This is a genomic window from Salmonella sp. NW38, from assembly GCF_051807745.1.
GTDB lineage: Bacteria > Pseudomonadota > Gammaproteobacteria > Enterobacterales > Enterobacteriaceae > Salmonella > Salmonella enterica.
The window spans coordinates 428,782-442,632 of sequence record NZ_JAMMTO010000003.1 but is presented as its reverse complement, the minus strand read 5'-3'; the positions used below and the strand labels follow the sequence as shown (position 1 = coordinate 442,632).

The following is a 13,851-nucleotide window of genomic DNA, read 5'->3' as shown; positions in this document are numbered from 1 at the left end:
CGATCTCCTTCGTTGGAAGATTGATTATGCCGGATGATCTCTAAATATGAATGGCACGATTATGCGGGATACTTACATTATGTTAAGACACATTCAAAATAGTTTAGGCAGCGTTTACAGAAGTAATACAGCAACTCCTCAGGGGTCAGATTATTCACCATCGTAGCTTTCAAAGCCAGTTTGATACCACAGGCAACACCCTCTACAATAATTGCTGGGTTTGCTCATTAAATGTTATCAAATCCAGAGATGGCAATAATTATAGTGCATTAGAGGACATCACTTCTGATAATCAAGCGTTTAATAATATATTAGAGGGTATTGATATAATAGAATGTGAGAATTTATTAAAAGAAATGAATGTGCAAAAAATACCTGAATCCTCTCTTTTTACAAACATTAAAGAAGCTTTACAGGCAGAAGTTTTCAATAGTACTGTAGAAGATGACTTTGAGAGTTTTATTTCTTACGAATTACAAAACCATGGACCACTGATGTTGATCAGGCCTTCACTTGGCTCGGAATGTCTACATGCAGAGTGCATTGTAGGCTATGATAGTGAAGTGAAAAAAGTATTAATTTATGATTCAATGAATACCTCACCTGAATGGCAATCAAATATTGATGTCTATGACAAGCTTACATTAGCATTCAATGATAAATATAAAAATGAAGATTGCAGTATTTGTGGTCTCTACTATGACGGTGTTTATGAGCCAAAACCTTTACACTCCTCCTCCTGGAAAGACTGGTGTACCATTTTATGATAGTTAACCTTTACCAAGGTAATTATTCAGGCTACCGCTAACATATCGCGACGGCCTGAGCTGTCAAAAAAGTGCAAATTATAGGTTACTGTTAGGCTGTTTCGGCCAGACAGGCTTTAAAGTATCCACCCGGGTTACCATTTTTCCACTCGTCGAGGTGCGCTTTCTCATCGTCTGTTGCGATTCTAGGATCAATGGCATCCTGACTCATCTGTGAAAAATTCTGGCTTGGCTGGTTAATTACCCACAGTGGGTTTCAATGTATAAGAACAGAACTATTATCAGTAATATTTATATACTTGTTGAAGTATTATACAGCATATACCAATGAAAATAAGATTGCTTTTGCGTCGGATGATACTTCAATTGATCTTAAACACAACTTATGATAATAATCAGTTAATTATAAATATTCTCAACTAAATGTATATTACTATCCATAAAAGGTTCATACTGTTTTGTGATTCATTCTGACTATTATCACAACACATTAAAGCGAGTAAAACCAATTCCTTGCAACTCATAAATATTTTTCAGGAGTAGATCATGAACACTTTAGACATATCCTCATACCCACCTAACTTACTTTCAGATATAGAGATTATTTATGGTAAAGCGTTACTACAACTCATCATGGAGTCTAAAAAAATCAACAGTGAGAATCTTATCTCGCTGTTACAAAATGCACAAAAAGAACAGCAATGGCTCGAAGATAAAGAACCATTATCTACTGCCCTGAAAATACTGGATAAATCATGAAAAGCAGCATTACATTTTCATTTTTACTTGTGCTTACAGTTATAATAACAGGATGCTCGTCCGGTAAGAGTAAAGGTGATTATAGCCTGGTGGATGGAATATACTTCTGGGGCCAGGATATAAGCGTATTTCAACCATGCCATACACACCAGATATACTGGCTTAACGGAGAAAAAAACACACTGAGAAGCTTAAAAAAGCATCACAACACAAATAAAAGTGTCTATGCTTCGCTGATCGTGCATAACGATGGGTATCAGGACAAAGGGCCTTCAGGCACTTATGATGAAACTCTTATGCTTGAGAAAATTATTAGTATAGACAATAGTGAAAACCACGTTGACTGTCTGAACTTTATAATTCCCAGTAAAAAAACACAAAGTTACATCCAAAAATGAACTTTCCGGATAAAAAATTGTCAAAGTAATATACATAATAAAATGTACTTCTGAGGATATATGGACAATACACTGATAATAATTACCATGCTTATTATATTCAGTATTTTTAGCTGTGCTGTAATCAAAGTAGGAATAGGTATATCAAATAACCCGGACAAAACTGATGAGTAAAAATCAGCATTTTCTGAATTAATGTCCCTACCTTACTATCAAAAATTAACAACGTTTTAAGGAATATTTCTTAATGAAATCAAAAGATACTTTAAAGTGGTTCCCCTCTCAACTTCCTAAAGTTCGTATTATCCTGGGTGATGCTGTAGTGGAAGTAGCGAAACAGGGCAGGCCTATCAATACCAGAACATTGCTTGATTATATTGAAGGAAACATAAAGACCAAAGCATGGCTGGATAACAAAGAACTACTACAAACAGCAGTATCAGTTCTTAAAGAAAACCAGGATGTGAATGGGAAGATATAATACATTCCAAAAAGGAGATAACCCAGACAAAATTTCACCGCCTGACCATCACCTGTTATCATTTAATTATAAAGCAATCAGACAAACAATTATCAACTTCTGTAAGAACGTCTACACTCTCTTTTACTCAGTCTGGACAACATGTTACTTGTCTCTTACAACTATCAGAATAAATATATATCACCAGTTAATATAGAAAAAATAGTTTTCTTTTAGATAAACGCTCTCTTTTCATGCTATACTCGCCCCAAATCAATAAAATTCGGAAAACAGGATGTCCTATACCTTATTTTACTCACCAGGAGCAGCCAGTTTTGCAGTCCACTGGATGTTGTTCGAACTAAAAACGCCATTTACTGCTCAACTCGTTGATATTGAAAGTGGTAATCAACGCTCCCCTGAATATCTCAGTCTTAATCCTGTTGGTCGGGTGCCTACCCTTATCGTTGATGGAAAACCAGTGACTGAATCAACGGCTATTTTGATGCTTCTTGCCGAGCGCCATCCTGAATCTGGCCTTGCACCTAAACCAGATACGCCTGAGCGTGCAGAATGGCTGGAACTGATGATATATATGGCAAATACATTACTTCCTTCAATGCGAGACTGGTTTTACGCCGATAAGGATGGTAGTCCCGAAGACGCTGACGCTATTCGTACCCTGGCCCGTAGCCGTATTGAGGAAGCCTGCGAATATTTAGATAAACGTCTGGCAAATCAACAAACCTATCTGGTGGGTGACAGACTGACTACAGTAGACTTATTAGCGACAATGTTGATGCGCTGGACACGCAACATGCCAACCCCAGCCATGCAATGGCCACACCTTGCCAGTTACATTTATCGAATGAGAGAACTCCCTTCATTTTTACAGACTCATAATCAAGAAAAATTAGAGGGATGGTTAAATTCATAGTTCATTTGGTACTCTGGCGTAAATTACAAGAGTAAAAGCTCTGAACCTGAGTTTCATATATGCACTCCCTCCCCGTTATGTATTTAGTCCCTGCTCATACAACACTAAGTTCTGAACTACCGTACTAATATTTTACTGACTGACCGGAGAAACCAGCCAGTCAGTAGTTATTACTGTGGTAATGCTGGCCACCTGATTGCTATGAAGGTGGCCTCATCTGGAACGGCTGTTAAATCCAGTGTTTTAAGCTTCCTGATATACGCCATCCATTGAGTCAGATTTTCCTTATCGTCGTCACTGATTTCACCCAGTGCCAGTTCAGTTCGCCAGTCGGCAATGGTGCTGTTAGCTCCATCCAGTAGTTTCTGTCGGGTGGTTTCGGCCTTAGCCTGATAGTCAACGGGAACAGCCAGAACAGTGCCGTTCGAATATTTCCAGCCGCCATAGATATTAAATCCGACTGGTAGTTTATTGACCTCAACAACCGAAAAACCTGCCGGATAAAGGCGCGATACATCTTCGGCTACAGAACGTATTATATTTTCGGAGTCAATGCACAGCTTATATTTTTTGGTGAATTTACTCAGTGATTCGTAAAAGTCCTGACCATCTTCACTACGAAAATACAGAAAGTTGTTATCGTAGTCCTGGTCGTCAGGAATGTATCTGGTTACGTTTTTTAATTCCATTATATTCACCTAAATTATCCATTAATTGTACGCCAGCCATTACCCACCCACATTTGTAGCGGTCTATACGCAAATGTCACACCGTATGCTGTTGTTGGGTCATGTCTGGCCTGTGTTAAAAAGCAACCAGCAGGCGCTTCTGCTGGTCCATATTCATCTACTTTGCCAGGCCATACAGGAGCACCGCGCTGGATATTCTGGACATAACGATTATCTGATTCGCCTTTTGTATATACGTTTCCTGATGTTAAATAACGGGCGTCAAAATTGCTGTAATTAGCAGGGTAAATATTGCCGTTTACACTCAGTTCGATACCGCCGTCTTGTCGTCTCTGGCTGTAGAAATGCCAGCCCTGATCGTCACTCAGTTCAATGACCGTTGGGCGGTCTGTGCCATTTCCCCACAGACTGAAACCGGCGTTCATCGCGGAGTTGTTACCACTCGATAACGTCAGTGTTTTTCCGTTGCCGGCACGTAAGATACCATTAGTGAGAACATCAACTGACATGTGCAGCCAGGAGTTGTCGATATAACCGACCAGGGCATTATTGGCATAAAGGCCTAAAACGCCGTCACTGTGCCACTTAATCCCGGTATCGTTATCACCGAGCACAATAGAATTACCGCCCAGCGCATTATCAGTACCAATACCTAACGAACCGTTAAGCCGTCCCCCGGTAATCGGCAATGCCCCCACATCACCGGCTGAAGGTTTGTTCGCGGTATTGTAGTCAATAATCCACGGACGGCTGGTATTCGGTTCAGTTCCCCAGTCCTGGCGCTTTGCGTTCGCGCCCATATGCGCGTAATAGTGCTGAAACCAGACTTCCCCGATTTTCTCAACAAGCATATATCCATAGCTGTACAGCTTGCTGCCATCCGGATAGGTGGGAAAATCAGTGACCGTATCAGAATTCGACACAGCCACCCGCCACCATCCTGGAGTATTAGCTGATGCCATCGTGCTGTTATCGGTAATTTCTCCGACAGCATCGGCGGAAATGGCCCTCACATCAGCAGCCGACAGAGTGATGTCGCCGGACAGCGGTTTGTTGTTAACCCTGCGCGTCGCCGGGACGGCATTTTTTGCCAGATTTATGGTTTCCCGTAAACCAACGTATTCGATAAGACCGTCAACGCTTTTTCCTGACAGCGCCGTCAGGGTTTCGTCCAGTGGCTGCTTGCCCGCCAGTTTATTCAGTACCGTGGTAGCAAAATTAGGATCGTTACCCAGCGCGTCAGCCAGTTCTTTCAGCGTGTCCAGCGCTTCCGGCGCAGAACCAACCAACTGTGCCACTTTCGCAGCCACAAACGCTGCCGTGGCAATTTCAATACCTGCAGCTGTGGTTTCCGGCGTTGGTGCCGTTGGCGTACCGGTCAGTGCCGGACTGTCCAGCGGGGCTTTGGTTTGCGTCTCGCTCATGACATCCTTGACCGCCTTTGGCGTGGCTGCCAGCGCTTCGCTGTCACTGTCCGTGGCGCTGCTTAACTTAACGATACCTTTTTTCGTCAGGCTGGCATCTTCCAGGGAAATCACGTCCGCGATATCTTCTGCCCGTTTTGCGGCATCTTCAGCTCTGGTGGCTGCTGCTCCGGCAGCAGTACTGCTTTGCGCCGCCAGTGATGCGCTGGTATCAGATGCGGCGGCGTGAGTGGATGCCTCCGATGCTGATGACGAGGCGGCTGTTGCGCTGGCCGCTGCTGTACTTGCTGACGTTGCTGCGTTTGTCGCAGATGTTTTTGCTGCGGCTGCCGATGCGGCTGCCGCCTTTTCCGACGCTGCCGCCGCAGTGGCTGACGCGCCAGCCTCACCGGCACTGGAGGCGGCCTGCGTTTCTGACATCTTCGCAGCGGTTTCGGATGCGCCGGCACGCTCTGCTGATGCCTGCGCCGCCGTCGCGCTGGCGGCTGCGGCAGCAGCTGAATCTCCGGCGGCAGTTCGGGAGACATCAGCATTCGCTTCAGATGTTTTCGCTGCGGCCGCCGATGCGGCTGCCGCCGTTCTGGCCGTGTCAGCCGATTCAGCGCTGACTGATGCCTCACCGGCTTTTGTGGTCGCCGTAACTGCGCTGCTCTCCGCAGACGCTGCGGATGAGGCTGCCTGTGTGGCTGATGCTTCTGCCGCTCCGGCTGCACTCCCGGCTGTCGTGGCGCTTTCCGCTGCCTGGCCTGCTGATGTCTGCGCCTGTTCAGATGCCTGGCCTGCAGCGGTGGCATTCCTCAATGCCTCCGATGCCTGGCGGGCAACTTCTTCCACCATCGCCTCAAAACGCCGCAGCGCCTCCGGGCGGACGTCGTCTTCCGTCATGGCCCCCAGAAAATCATTCAGGGTTCCCGGCTTTGAATCATCGTAGACCGTAATAACCCCGGCATGTGACGGGGGATACCCTTCCACCAGGAGTGTGACAGCGTACTGCCCCTGCTCCACATCCATGCTGTAGCGCCCGGCGTCATCCGGATTTTCCGATGCCACCGTATTCACGACCACCGTCGTACTGGTCCGGCAGGCCTTCAGCTGAATGGTGCAGTTCTGTACCGGCGTTCCCGTGGCATCTTTCAGTACGCCGGAAATAAGTACTGGCATATTACCTCCATAAAAAAGCCCGCCCGCAGGCAGGCTTCAGATTCATTCACATCTCAGCACTGATTATCCGGGTCACGTAAATATGCCGGCAGAGAACACTGGACGCTCCGCGTGATTGTTTTTCCCTTTGCCTCGCGGTGCTGTTTCTGCCCACGGTCGGTGCCGGTATAAATCCGGGTCTGGTTTTCAATATTGCTGTTACCGCTTCCTCTTCCGTTATCGGCAACGGCAGCGGTGGAAAATAAAACGGACAGGGAAACCCCTGCCGCCAGATAAATTAAGCGCGACATAGTCATATCTGTTCCTCGTTAAACGAAAGGGACCGGAAATCCGGTCAGTTTGTGAAGTTGTTCCCCGACCGGGAAACCATCACCAGCGGCCAGACAGAAGCTTCAGTGGTGTACCGTCCGCTAACCCTCAGAGAGACACTGATATCCACGACCGGTGAAGTGGTGTGGACCGAAAAGACGACGGTCTGATACATGGCCGGAATCCCCGCGGTATACGGCATAACCTCCGCCGTTTTCACCTGGCCGTTAATATTTATCGTGACGGTGATGGCGCCGGAGCCACCGTTACGCTCGCAGTTAGCCATCACCGTGATGGTTTTCCCTATCTGATAGGTGGCGCTGTCGGTATACCGTGTTGAGGTACTGCGCTCGTCATTCGTCGCCCTGATGCTCACGCCCTGCATGACTTTTGAGCCACAGATATCACCGACAAACTCTTTTGCTTCTATCACGCCAGAAAACTTACCGGAGGTGGCATTGATTTCTCCGGTAAATGAACCGGAGACGGCGTTGATATGGCCGCTGATATCCGCATTTTTCGCAGTCAGCTTTCCGTCCGGCGTCAGGGAAAATGCCGGAGGATCCCCGCCACTGGTGATGGTCGGCGCAATGAGATATTTCACCAGCGCTTCATTCAGGAATATCTGTCCCCCCTGCGCCACCAGCATCGGAACCGTATTACCGTCAGACGGGTCAATAATTGCCGTGCGGTTCGCTGCCAGCAGGATCTGACTGAGCGTCTGACCTGCAACATCCTCAATCCCGGCACCAATCCCGGCGACATAGGGCACGCCGTCTTTCGTTTTCTGTACCTTCAGCATGTACAGCGCGTTCAGATTATTGTCGGTATCGGTCTGTACCTTCTGGATTTGCGAAATGGTGGCGGACTGGTCACCCAGCGTTTTATTCACCGTCTGCTCGATTTCGTTTTTTGTCTCACTGACGATCTTGCTGATGTCGGCTATATCCTGCTTCAGCGCAGTGTTATCCATTTTATCCAGCAATTCCTTAGCCAGTTGAGTCTGCTGTATCTTTCCGTCGAAAAACGCCAGATAACCTTCAGCGTCATCGCTGCATTGTCCGCTCGCCTCTGCAAATGCCGACTTTCCAACCCTGTTCACGCTGCGCACGTAAAACCACGCATCATGCCCCGGCCTGATGTTGTCCTTTATCCAGAATGAACCCGTGCCGAGATACTGCGCTTTTGACTGAATGTCTGCTGCGGTCGCCAGCTGTGTTGCGGAGTACCAGAATTCATACTGCACGCTGGCATCATAAATGGCCTGGTACGGCGTCACCGTTATCTGAAAATAGCCCGGCGTCATCTCAATCGTGGATGGCGCTTCCGGTGCCTGGATACTGAATGCCACGGACGCCGGTTCGCCCTGCTGCCCGAATCCGTTTATTGCCCTGACTGTCAGCGTGTAGTCACCCAGTGGCAGTTCGTGGAAGGCGTACTCCGTTTCGCTGGTCGTCGCCGTTGTCACCAGACGAACCGGATCGCCCTCTTTCCCACTGCCGGTGGTCAGCCTCACCACAAAACGCACGCCTTTTACCACGCGCGGTGTGTCCCACTTCGCTTTGGCCTGATACAAAATGCTGTCGTTATCCGTATCCACGACCAGATGCTGCACAGCAGGCGGAATAATCCCGTTAGTGGTGCCGGGTAACGGGTCAAAGTGCGCTCCGTTGTCCACGATGGACTCTTTTTCCGGTACGTGTTGTACGGCAGTGATGGCGTATGTGCCGTCATCATCCTCCTTAATACGCACACAACGGAAAAGGCGGCGCTTCAGAGAGGGCAGTTTCAGTCCCCAGATACTGTATGGCTGCACGGTTTCCGGCATCACCTTCAGTACAACCCGATCCGGTGCGGGCTGCGACTGAATCTCCGTACTGAACGGCGTACCGTCAGGCCCGACAATATTCAGCGTGGCGGCGCCGCTTTCCGGCAGGGTAATTTCCCGGTCAAGCGTCAGCGTGCGCGTGGAAATATCCAGGTCAGTGATACGCCCGCCGATCGACGCCCCGGCGTAATCGTTGTCGCATACCTCAATAATATCGCCCGGTGTATGGCGCAGGCCTTCCGCACCGACAGAAAAATCCACGGTCTGTGTTTCCAGCAACTCCGTCATCATCACCCACAGTCCCGTCCGGTGCGCCTGTCCACGTGAGGTACAGCCGAACGCGTCCATTTTCAGCAGATTGCGCCCGTAACGTATCTGTGAGGCATGGTCTTCCACCAGCTCCGTGGAGGTTTGCCAGCCATTCAGCGGATCGGTGTATCTCACTTCTATCGCGTTATGGCGGTCTTTCAGGGCGCTGAAGCTGTATTTAAAGCGCCCGCCCACCACGTTACTGTTGGTGTAGGTCCATGCCGAATCGGAGGGCCGATCCTGAACGAAGGTCATCCTGCTGCCGTTCCACACCGGCATACAGCGCATCACCGAACAGAAATCTGCCAGCACGTCATACGCCTTACGCTGGCTGGTCATATACGCATTAAGCGTCATGCGGGGTTCCGTGCCGCCAAATCCGTCCGGCACCTGTTGATCGCAGTACTGCGCGATGGCGTACAGCGCCCATTTATCCACATCCGCCACCCCAATACGCCTGCCCAGCCCGTAACGGGGGTGGGTCAGTATATCCATCGTGCACCACGCCGGGTTATTCGTGTACGCCGGTTTAAGCGTCCCGTCCCACAGGCCGGTATATGTGCGGGTATCCGGGTCATAGTTTGAGGGGACCTGAAAAATACGTCCGCGCAGGTGGTAGTTACGCGTGACCTGCTGGCTGCCGAACTGTTCCGCATCCACCAGCAGACCGGCAACCGCTGTGCCAGGATAACCCTGCCGGATATCGATGATTTCCGTATACGACGACCACAGCGTTTTGTTCTGAAGCCTGTCGGTGGTGCTGTCCGGCGTCACCCTGACCATGCGAACGCTGAACGGGCGCGGCGGTAAATTATCAGCCACCACTGATGCCAGATACTGTGTTGTGATCTTGCCGTTAATGGTGATATCAAATTCCGTGTTCCAGATCCCGCTACGCTGAAACTGTATCAGCAGATTCACGGAGGACGGGTTACGGTCCCCCTTGTCCGTGGTCTCCTGCAGCATCTGTACACCAAAAGTGAAGCGTAGCCGGTCGATATTTTCTGAGACAACAGTACGGGTAACGGGATTATCGTGTTTCACTTCCACACCCAGCACTATTTCCGCGCCGGAAGCCTCAAAACCTTCCAGCGGTGACTGTGGTGTCTCCCCCACCTGATATACCACGGTCACGCCGTGAATATTACTGTTACCGTCCGCGTCCACCACCGGCGTGTTGTTAATCAGCACGCTCTGCAGACCGTTCACCGGGCCGACTATCGGTCCCTCACTGAGGGCATCAATCACGCTCAGTTGTTGTGTGGACTTCAGATCGTCCTTCGCCTCACGTGGTGTATGCCCCTTCCCTCCGCCTTTGCTCATTATCCTGGCTCCATAAATAACAAAACCGCCGTATTGGCGGTCATGTGTGTCAGCTCATGTTGTCATGATTATCACTGCCGGATGACGACAGACGGTCTGGTAATCCCGCCGTCCTGCCGCGACGTGGTGTTTGCCTGTAACGGGGACCCGATCACCACAACTTTTCCCGACGTGCTCTCATCCCGGGTACTCATCATCTGCGATATCACCCGTGACCCGATTTTCATTTCACCGTACAACACCGGCACCGGGTTCCCCTGAGCCACCATATTTTCCAGGGAAGAAAAGTACGTGTTCTGTTTCCCGTTATCTGTCTGACCCACCGTCGGTGTTTTGGGTACAGGTGTCAGCATCTGCGCCACACCACCCAGCGCCATACTGGTTCCTGCGGAAAACAGTACTGTCGCCGCTACAGCATTCAGACCGGGAATAAATGACGCGCCAATCAGCGCTGCCCCGGCCACCACCTGCCAGATGCCGTTTTTCGCTGCTCCCGCCATACGCGGTACAATATGAACCACCGCCCCCGCTGGTAACGGTTCATTCAGTCTGGCCGTAAGGGTATCCGGCGCCACGTCGCTTCCGGCAATCCGGACCTGATACCAGCCCTCATTCATTCGTTGCCGAAATCCGGGGAGTTGTATCGCCAGCGCATGTATGCCTTCCGCCGCCGTCTTTATGCTGAGGCTGATACGCTTTCCAAATCGTTGTAAATCCCCGTAAAGGCAGATTCGCACCATTGCCGGTGTCGCCATATCGAATGCGTCCGTCGTTGCCATTTGTCGGTATACCTCTCTCGTTTACTCAACTGCTCCGGAATATGGTGCAACAGTTCACCGTTGCCGCAGTAAATCGCCGCATGATTGGGCGTCGGTGAACCAAAACAGCAAATCAGCACGTCGCCGGGCTGCGCATCCTCCGGATCCACCCGGTAAAATCCCGTCGCCTCCAGGTGATCCAGATAGAGGCTTTTACCCTGACTCCACCAGTCATCTTCCCTGTCGAAATCCGGCATATCAATCCCGGCCAGATGATACGCATCGCGGAACAGCGTGTAACAGTCCGTCACGCCATGCTCAAACTGCCGCCCGGTCAGATGTGGCACGCAGCGGAATTTATGTATCCGCTCATCACAGACCAGCCACCAGTCCAGCCCACTTTGTATCTGGAGGGTACGGTCCACCGTACTCAGATATGGCTGACCGCCATCCCCCGGATGACTGTGGACCAGCGCAACAACCTCACCCAGAAATGACGCCCGGATATAATCTTCAGGCGACATGCGAAAATACATCCCGGGTTCAGCGGAAATGTTCTCGCAGGGCAGGTAAACTGTTTCGAACGCCGTCTTCACGACGTACCCGCATGACTCCGCGGGAGTGCACCTTTTCGCATGTGTCAGAATGTCATCATTAATCATGGAAACCTGTTAAGACAGTTTGTTGATGGAAGCGAAAAATCCGGCATTCACCAGATTGTTACGCATTTTGCAGCCTTTCATGCAGTGGCTGCATTTATCCTTTTTCGGGTCTGAGGTGGGCTTATCGAACTCATCGGCCACTGGCGGGCCGTCGTATCCGCAGTTTTCATCCCGGTAATCCCACGGACATGAGTCCGCCAGCATGGTACGCCCCGGCACCACTGAACCGTCGGTTTCTGCCGGTGATGCCAGAATAAGGGTGGCAGTCGATGAGTCAAGTTCTGACAACTGCTCCACGTTATAGCGCGCTACCGCCTCCTGTTCAGGATCGGCTTCCGGATTGCCGTTACGGAAGTTCACCGCATCAAGAAACTTGCTGTAAACCTGATGCCTTACCACTGACGCGCCGACGAGACTTTGCAGATCCTCTGCCATGCCCGTGACCAGCCCAAAGAGATTGGAAACGACAAGCGTTACCCGTGGTGACGGTCCTTTACCGTTCATCTCAACATCCTGTGCCTGTAGCGGGTATGGCTCATACTGCCGTCCCTGCCAGGTCACCGGCTCTCCTTTCCCGTTTGGCTCATTACAGAAAAAATAACGTCCACCACCAATCCCGGTTAAATCAAACTCCCACAGATCCGCACGGGCAGACTGCTCCGTCTTTGTGGTCTCGTTCAGGGTGTTTTGTGGTATGTCCTGCATAATATTCACCCATAAAAAAGGACGCCATGCGGCGTCCATATATTCAAAAATGAAAAAGGATTAATAAAATGAAAGTAAAGTACCTTAGTACTCTCGTAGTGGCACAGGCAGAACGAGGGTTATTTTGCTCCGCCTGTTCCGGTATACAGTTCTGTCAGAACTGATACACCAGACCGGTAGCCACAATGTTGTCTGTATTCAAACCTGCCGGGTTATCAGCCTTCAGCAGATTGATTTTATAGTCAACATATGCGGACATATTTTTATTGAAGTTGTACGTAGTGCCAACATCGGCATATTTCACCAGATCAAAGTCTCCATAGCCGGTATTACGGGCACGCGACTGCAGATAAGCTACAGAAGGACGCAGACCAGAATCAAACTGGTATTGTGCAACAATTTCCCAGTTATCTGTTTTATGGGCAAAATCGCCATCGTAATCCTTCTGATTATCCTGTCCAATACGACTGTTGTCAGCGATATTAAACCAGGTCATATTACGTGTCTGAGTATAGTTTGCCGCCAGATAAACATCGTTAGCATCATATTTAAGACCAGCAGTCCAGGCTTCAGCCTTGTTGCCACCATCGTCCCTGTATTTCTGCTCACTGGTCCTGTTAGAGTTCGTATACGCAGCACCAGCGCTAATCCCCATGCCTGCATCATAAGTTGCAGACAACCCAAAACCATCACCATTCTGTCCGGCAATTTTACGGGAGTTATTGGATAACGGTGTACCATCCCAGGTATCACCCTTCCAGTTATTCCCGTCATTTTTTCCCTGATACTGGAGGGCAAAATTCAGACCATCAACAAGGCCAAAGAAACCATTATTACGGTAAGTCAGTAACCCGTTGGCCCGACCGGTCATGAAGTTATCTGAATTTTCATAGGAGTCATTACCAAACTCAGGCAACATATCAGTCCATGCGCCAATATCGTACAGAACACCGTAATTACGACCGTAATCAATGGAACCAGCATTACCAAATGACAGTCCGGCAAAAGCCAGACGGGTATAGCTTTGTGGAGAATTACTGGTATCTCCATCTTCCGGGCGGTTGGTGTTAATCTGGTATTCCCACTGACCATACCCTGTCACCTGCTCATTAATCTGTGTTTCGCCCTTAAAACCCAGACGCATATAAGACTGATCACCGTCTTTGTTTTTATTACTGGAAAAATAATGGAGACCATCGACTTTTCCGTAAAGGTCAAGCTTATTTCCGTCTTTATTATAAATCTCTGCAGCATTAGCCATTCCTGCCGCCATGACGGCTCCGGCCACCGCGGTTACTGCCACTGCGAATTTTTTCATTTTTTATTCCTCGCCACTGAACTATTCACATGAACAAGTGTCTT

13 protein-coding genes and 2 pseudogenes are annotated in these 13,851 nt (G+C 49.3%); 6 read left to right on the top strand and 9 right to left on the bottom strand.

Annotated features, from left to right (window positions below; all coding sequences use genetic code 11):
* Positions 1-79 precede the first annotated feature (79 nt).
* Positions 80-767 (top strand): annotated as a pseudogene (gtgE, locus tag NA624_RS08390) (virulence effector protease GtgE).
* Between the two features lie 78 nt (positions 768-845).
* Here gtgE and NA624_RS08385 read toward each other — a convergent pair.
* Positions 846-972, bottom strand: a pseudogene (locus tag NA624_RS08385) (tail fiber assembly protein); the annotation flags it as partial.
* A 341-nt stretch (positions 973-1,313) separates the two neighbouring features.
* Here NA624_RS08385 and NA624_RS08380 point away from each other — a divergent pair.
* From NA624_RS08380 to NA624_RS08360, 5 genes are all read left to right on the top strand, one after another.
* Positions 1,314-1,526: a hypothetical protein gene (locus NA624_RS08380; RefSeq protein WP_001093795.1), complete on the top strand. Its 213-nt coding sequence runs from the start codon at positions 1,314-1,316 to the stop codon at positions 1,524-1,526.
* Positions 1,523-1,924 carry a hypothetical protein gene (locus tag NA624_RS08375; protein WP_000842530.1) on the top strand — a complete coding sequence of 134 codons (402 nt, stop codon included), beginning with the start codon at positions 1,523-1,525 and terminating at the stop codon, positions 1,922-1,924. Before NA624_RS08380 ends, NA624_RS08375 begins: the two co-directional genes overlap by 4 nt.
* Positions 1,925-1,984: 60 nt before the next feature.
* Positions 1,985-2,098 (top strand): YnaM/YnfT family protein, encoded by a 114-nt coding sequence (locus NA624_RS08370; RefSeq protein ID WP_125468752.1) that lies wholly within the window; start codon positions 1,985-1,987, stop codon positions 2,096-2,098.
* A gap of 73 nt (positions 2,099-2,171) precedes the next feature.
* Entirely contained in the window at positions 2,172-2,405 is a 234-nt protein-coding gene (ydfK, locus tag NA624_RS08365; RefSeq protein ID WP_000836776.1) for a cold shock protein YdfK, read from the top strand.
* Between the two features lie 274 nt (positions 2,406-2,679).
* Positions 2,680-3,321 carry a glutathione S-transferase family protein gene (locus NA624_RS08360; protein WP_023204696.1) on the top strand — a complete coding sequence of 214 codons (642 nt, stop codon included), beginning with the start codon at positions 2,680-2,682 and terminating at the stop codon, positions 3,319-3,321.
* Between the two features lie 170 nt (positions 3,322-3,491).
* Here the strand turns inward: NA624_RS08360 and NA624_RS08355 are convergent, their stop codons facing one another.
* From NA624_RS08355 to ompC, 8 genes are all read right to left on the bottom strand, one after another.
* Positions 3,492-4,010, bottom strand: a complete 519-nt coding sequence (locus NA624_RS08355; RefSeq protein WP_023261521.1) for a tail fiber assembly protein — start codon at positions 4,008-4,010, stop codon at positions 3,492-3,494.
* A 14-nt stretch (positions 4,011-4,024) separates the two neighbouring features.
* Positions 4,025-6,595: a prophage tail fiber N-terminal domain-containing protein gene (locus NA624_RS08350; protein WP_001549636.1), complete on the bottom strand. Its 2,571-nt coding sequence runs from the start codon at positions 6,593-6,595 to the stop codon at positions 4,025-4,027.
* Positions 6,596-6,648: 53 nt separating this feature from the next.
* On the bottom strand, positions 6,649-6,891 hold the full coding sequence (locus NA624_RS08345; protein ID WP_000178827.1) for a hypothetical protein: 243 nt from the start codon (positions 6,889-6,891) through the stop codon (positions 6,649-6,651).
* A 38-nt stretch (positions 6,892-6,929) separates the two neighbouring features.
* A complete protein-coding gene (locus tag NA624_RS08340) occupies positions 6,930-10,364 on the bottom strand; it encodes a host specificity protein J (RefSeq protein WP_439040258.1) in 3,435 nt (1,144 codons plus the stop codon).
* Between the two features lie 71 nt (positions 10,365-10,435).
* Positions 10,436-11,143 (bottom strand): tail assembly protein, encoded by a 708-nt coding sequence (locus NA624_RS08335; RefSeq protein ID WP_031604554.1) that lies wholly within the window; start codon positions 11,141-11,143, stop codon positions 10,436-10,438.
* Positions 11,041-11,784: a C40 family peptidase gene (locus tag NA624_RS08330; RefSeq protein ID WP_000606360.1), complete on the bottom strand. Its 744-nt coding sequence runs from the start codon at positions 11,782-11,784 to the stop codon at positions 11,041-11,043. The genes NA624_RS08335 and NA624_RS08330 overlap by 103 nt, the downstream gene beginning before the upstream one ends.
* 9 nt (positions 11,785-11,793) lie before the next feature.
* The gene (locus tag NA624_RS08325; RefSeq protein ID WP_001152418.1) at positions 11,794-12,489 is read right to left on the bottom strand and encodes a phage minor tail protein L; all 696 of its coding nucleotides are present in this window, start codon (positions 12,487-12,489) and stop codon (positions 11,794-11,796) included.
* A 154-nt stretch (positions 12,490-12,643) separates the two neighbouring features.
* Positions 12,644-13,807, bottom strand: coding sequence for a porin OmpC (gene ompC, locus NA624_RS08320; protein WP_000712867.1), 1,164 nt, complete (start codon positions 13,805-13,807; stop codon positions 12,644-12,646).
* Positions 13,808-13,851 lie beyond the last annotated feature (44 nt).

Coding starts and splice junctions, on each gene's coding strand:
- NA624_RS08380 (WP_001093795.1), top strand. CDS start 1,314: ATGAACACTTTAGACATATCCTCATACCCACCTAACTTACTTTCAGAT.
- NA624_RS08375 (WP_000842530.1), top strand. CDS start 1,523: ATGAAAAGCAGCATTACATTTTCATTTTTACTTGTGCTTACAGTTATA.
- NA624_RS08370 (WP_125468752.1), top strand. CDS start 1,985: ATGGACAATACACTGATAATAATTACCATGCTTATTATATTCAGTATT.
- ydfK (WP_000836776.1), top strand. CDS start 2,172: ATGAAATCAAAAGATACTTTAAAGTGGTTCCCCTCTCAACTTCCTAAA.
- NA624_RS08360 (WP_023204696.1), top strand. CDS start 2,680: ATGTCCTATACCTTATTTTACTCACCAGGAGCAGCCAGTTTTGCAGTC.
- NA624_RS08355 (WP_023261521.1), bottom strand. CDS start 4,010: ATGGAATTAAAAAACGTAACCAGATACATTCCTGACGACCAGGACTAC.
- NA624_RS08350 (WP_001549636.1), bottom strand. CDS start 6,595: ATGCCAGTACTTATTTCCGGCGTACTGAAAGATGCCACGGGAACGCCG.
- NA624_RS08345 (WP_000178827.1), bottom strand. CDS start 6,891: ATGACTATGTCGCGCTTAATTTATCTGGCGGCAGGGGTTTCCCTGTCC.
- NA624_RS08340 (WP_439040258.1), bottom strand. CDS start 10,364: ATGAGCAAAGGCGGAGGGAAGGGGCATACACCACGTGAGGCGAAGGAC.
- NA624_RS08335 (WP_031604554.1), bottom strand. CDS start 11,143: ATGGCAACGACGGACGCATTCGATATGGCGACACCGGCAATGGTGCGA.
- NA624_RS08330 (WP_000606360.1), bottom strand. CDS start 11,784: ATGATTAATGATGACATTCTGACACATGCGAAAAGGTGCACTCCCGCG.
- NA624_RS08325 (WP_001152418.1), bottom strand. CDS start 12,489: ATGCAGGACATACCACAAAACACCCTGAACGAGACCACAAAGACGGAG.
- ompC (WP_000712867.1), bottom strand. CDS start 13,807: ATGAAAAAATTCGCAGTGGCAGTAACCGCGGTGGCCGGAGCCGTCATG.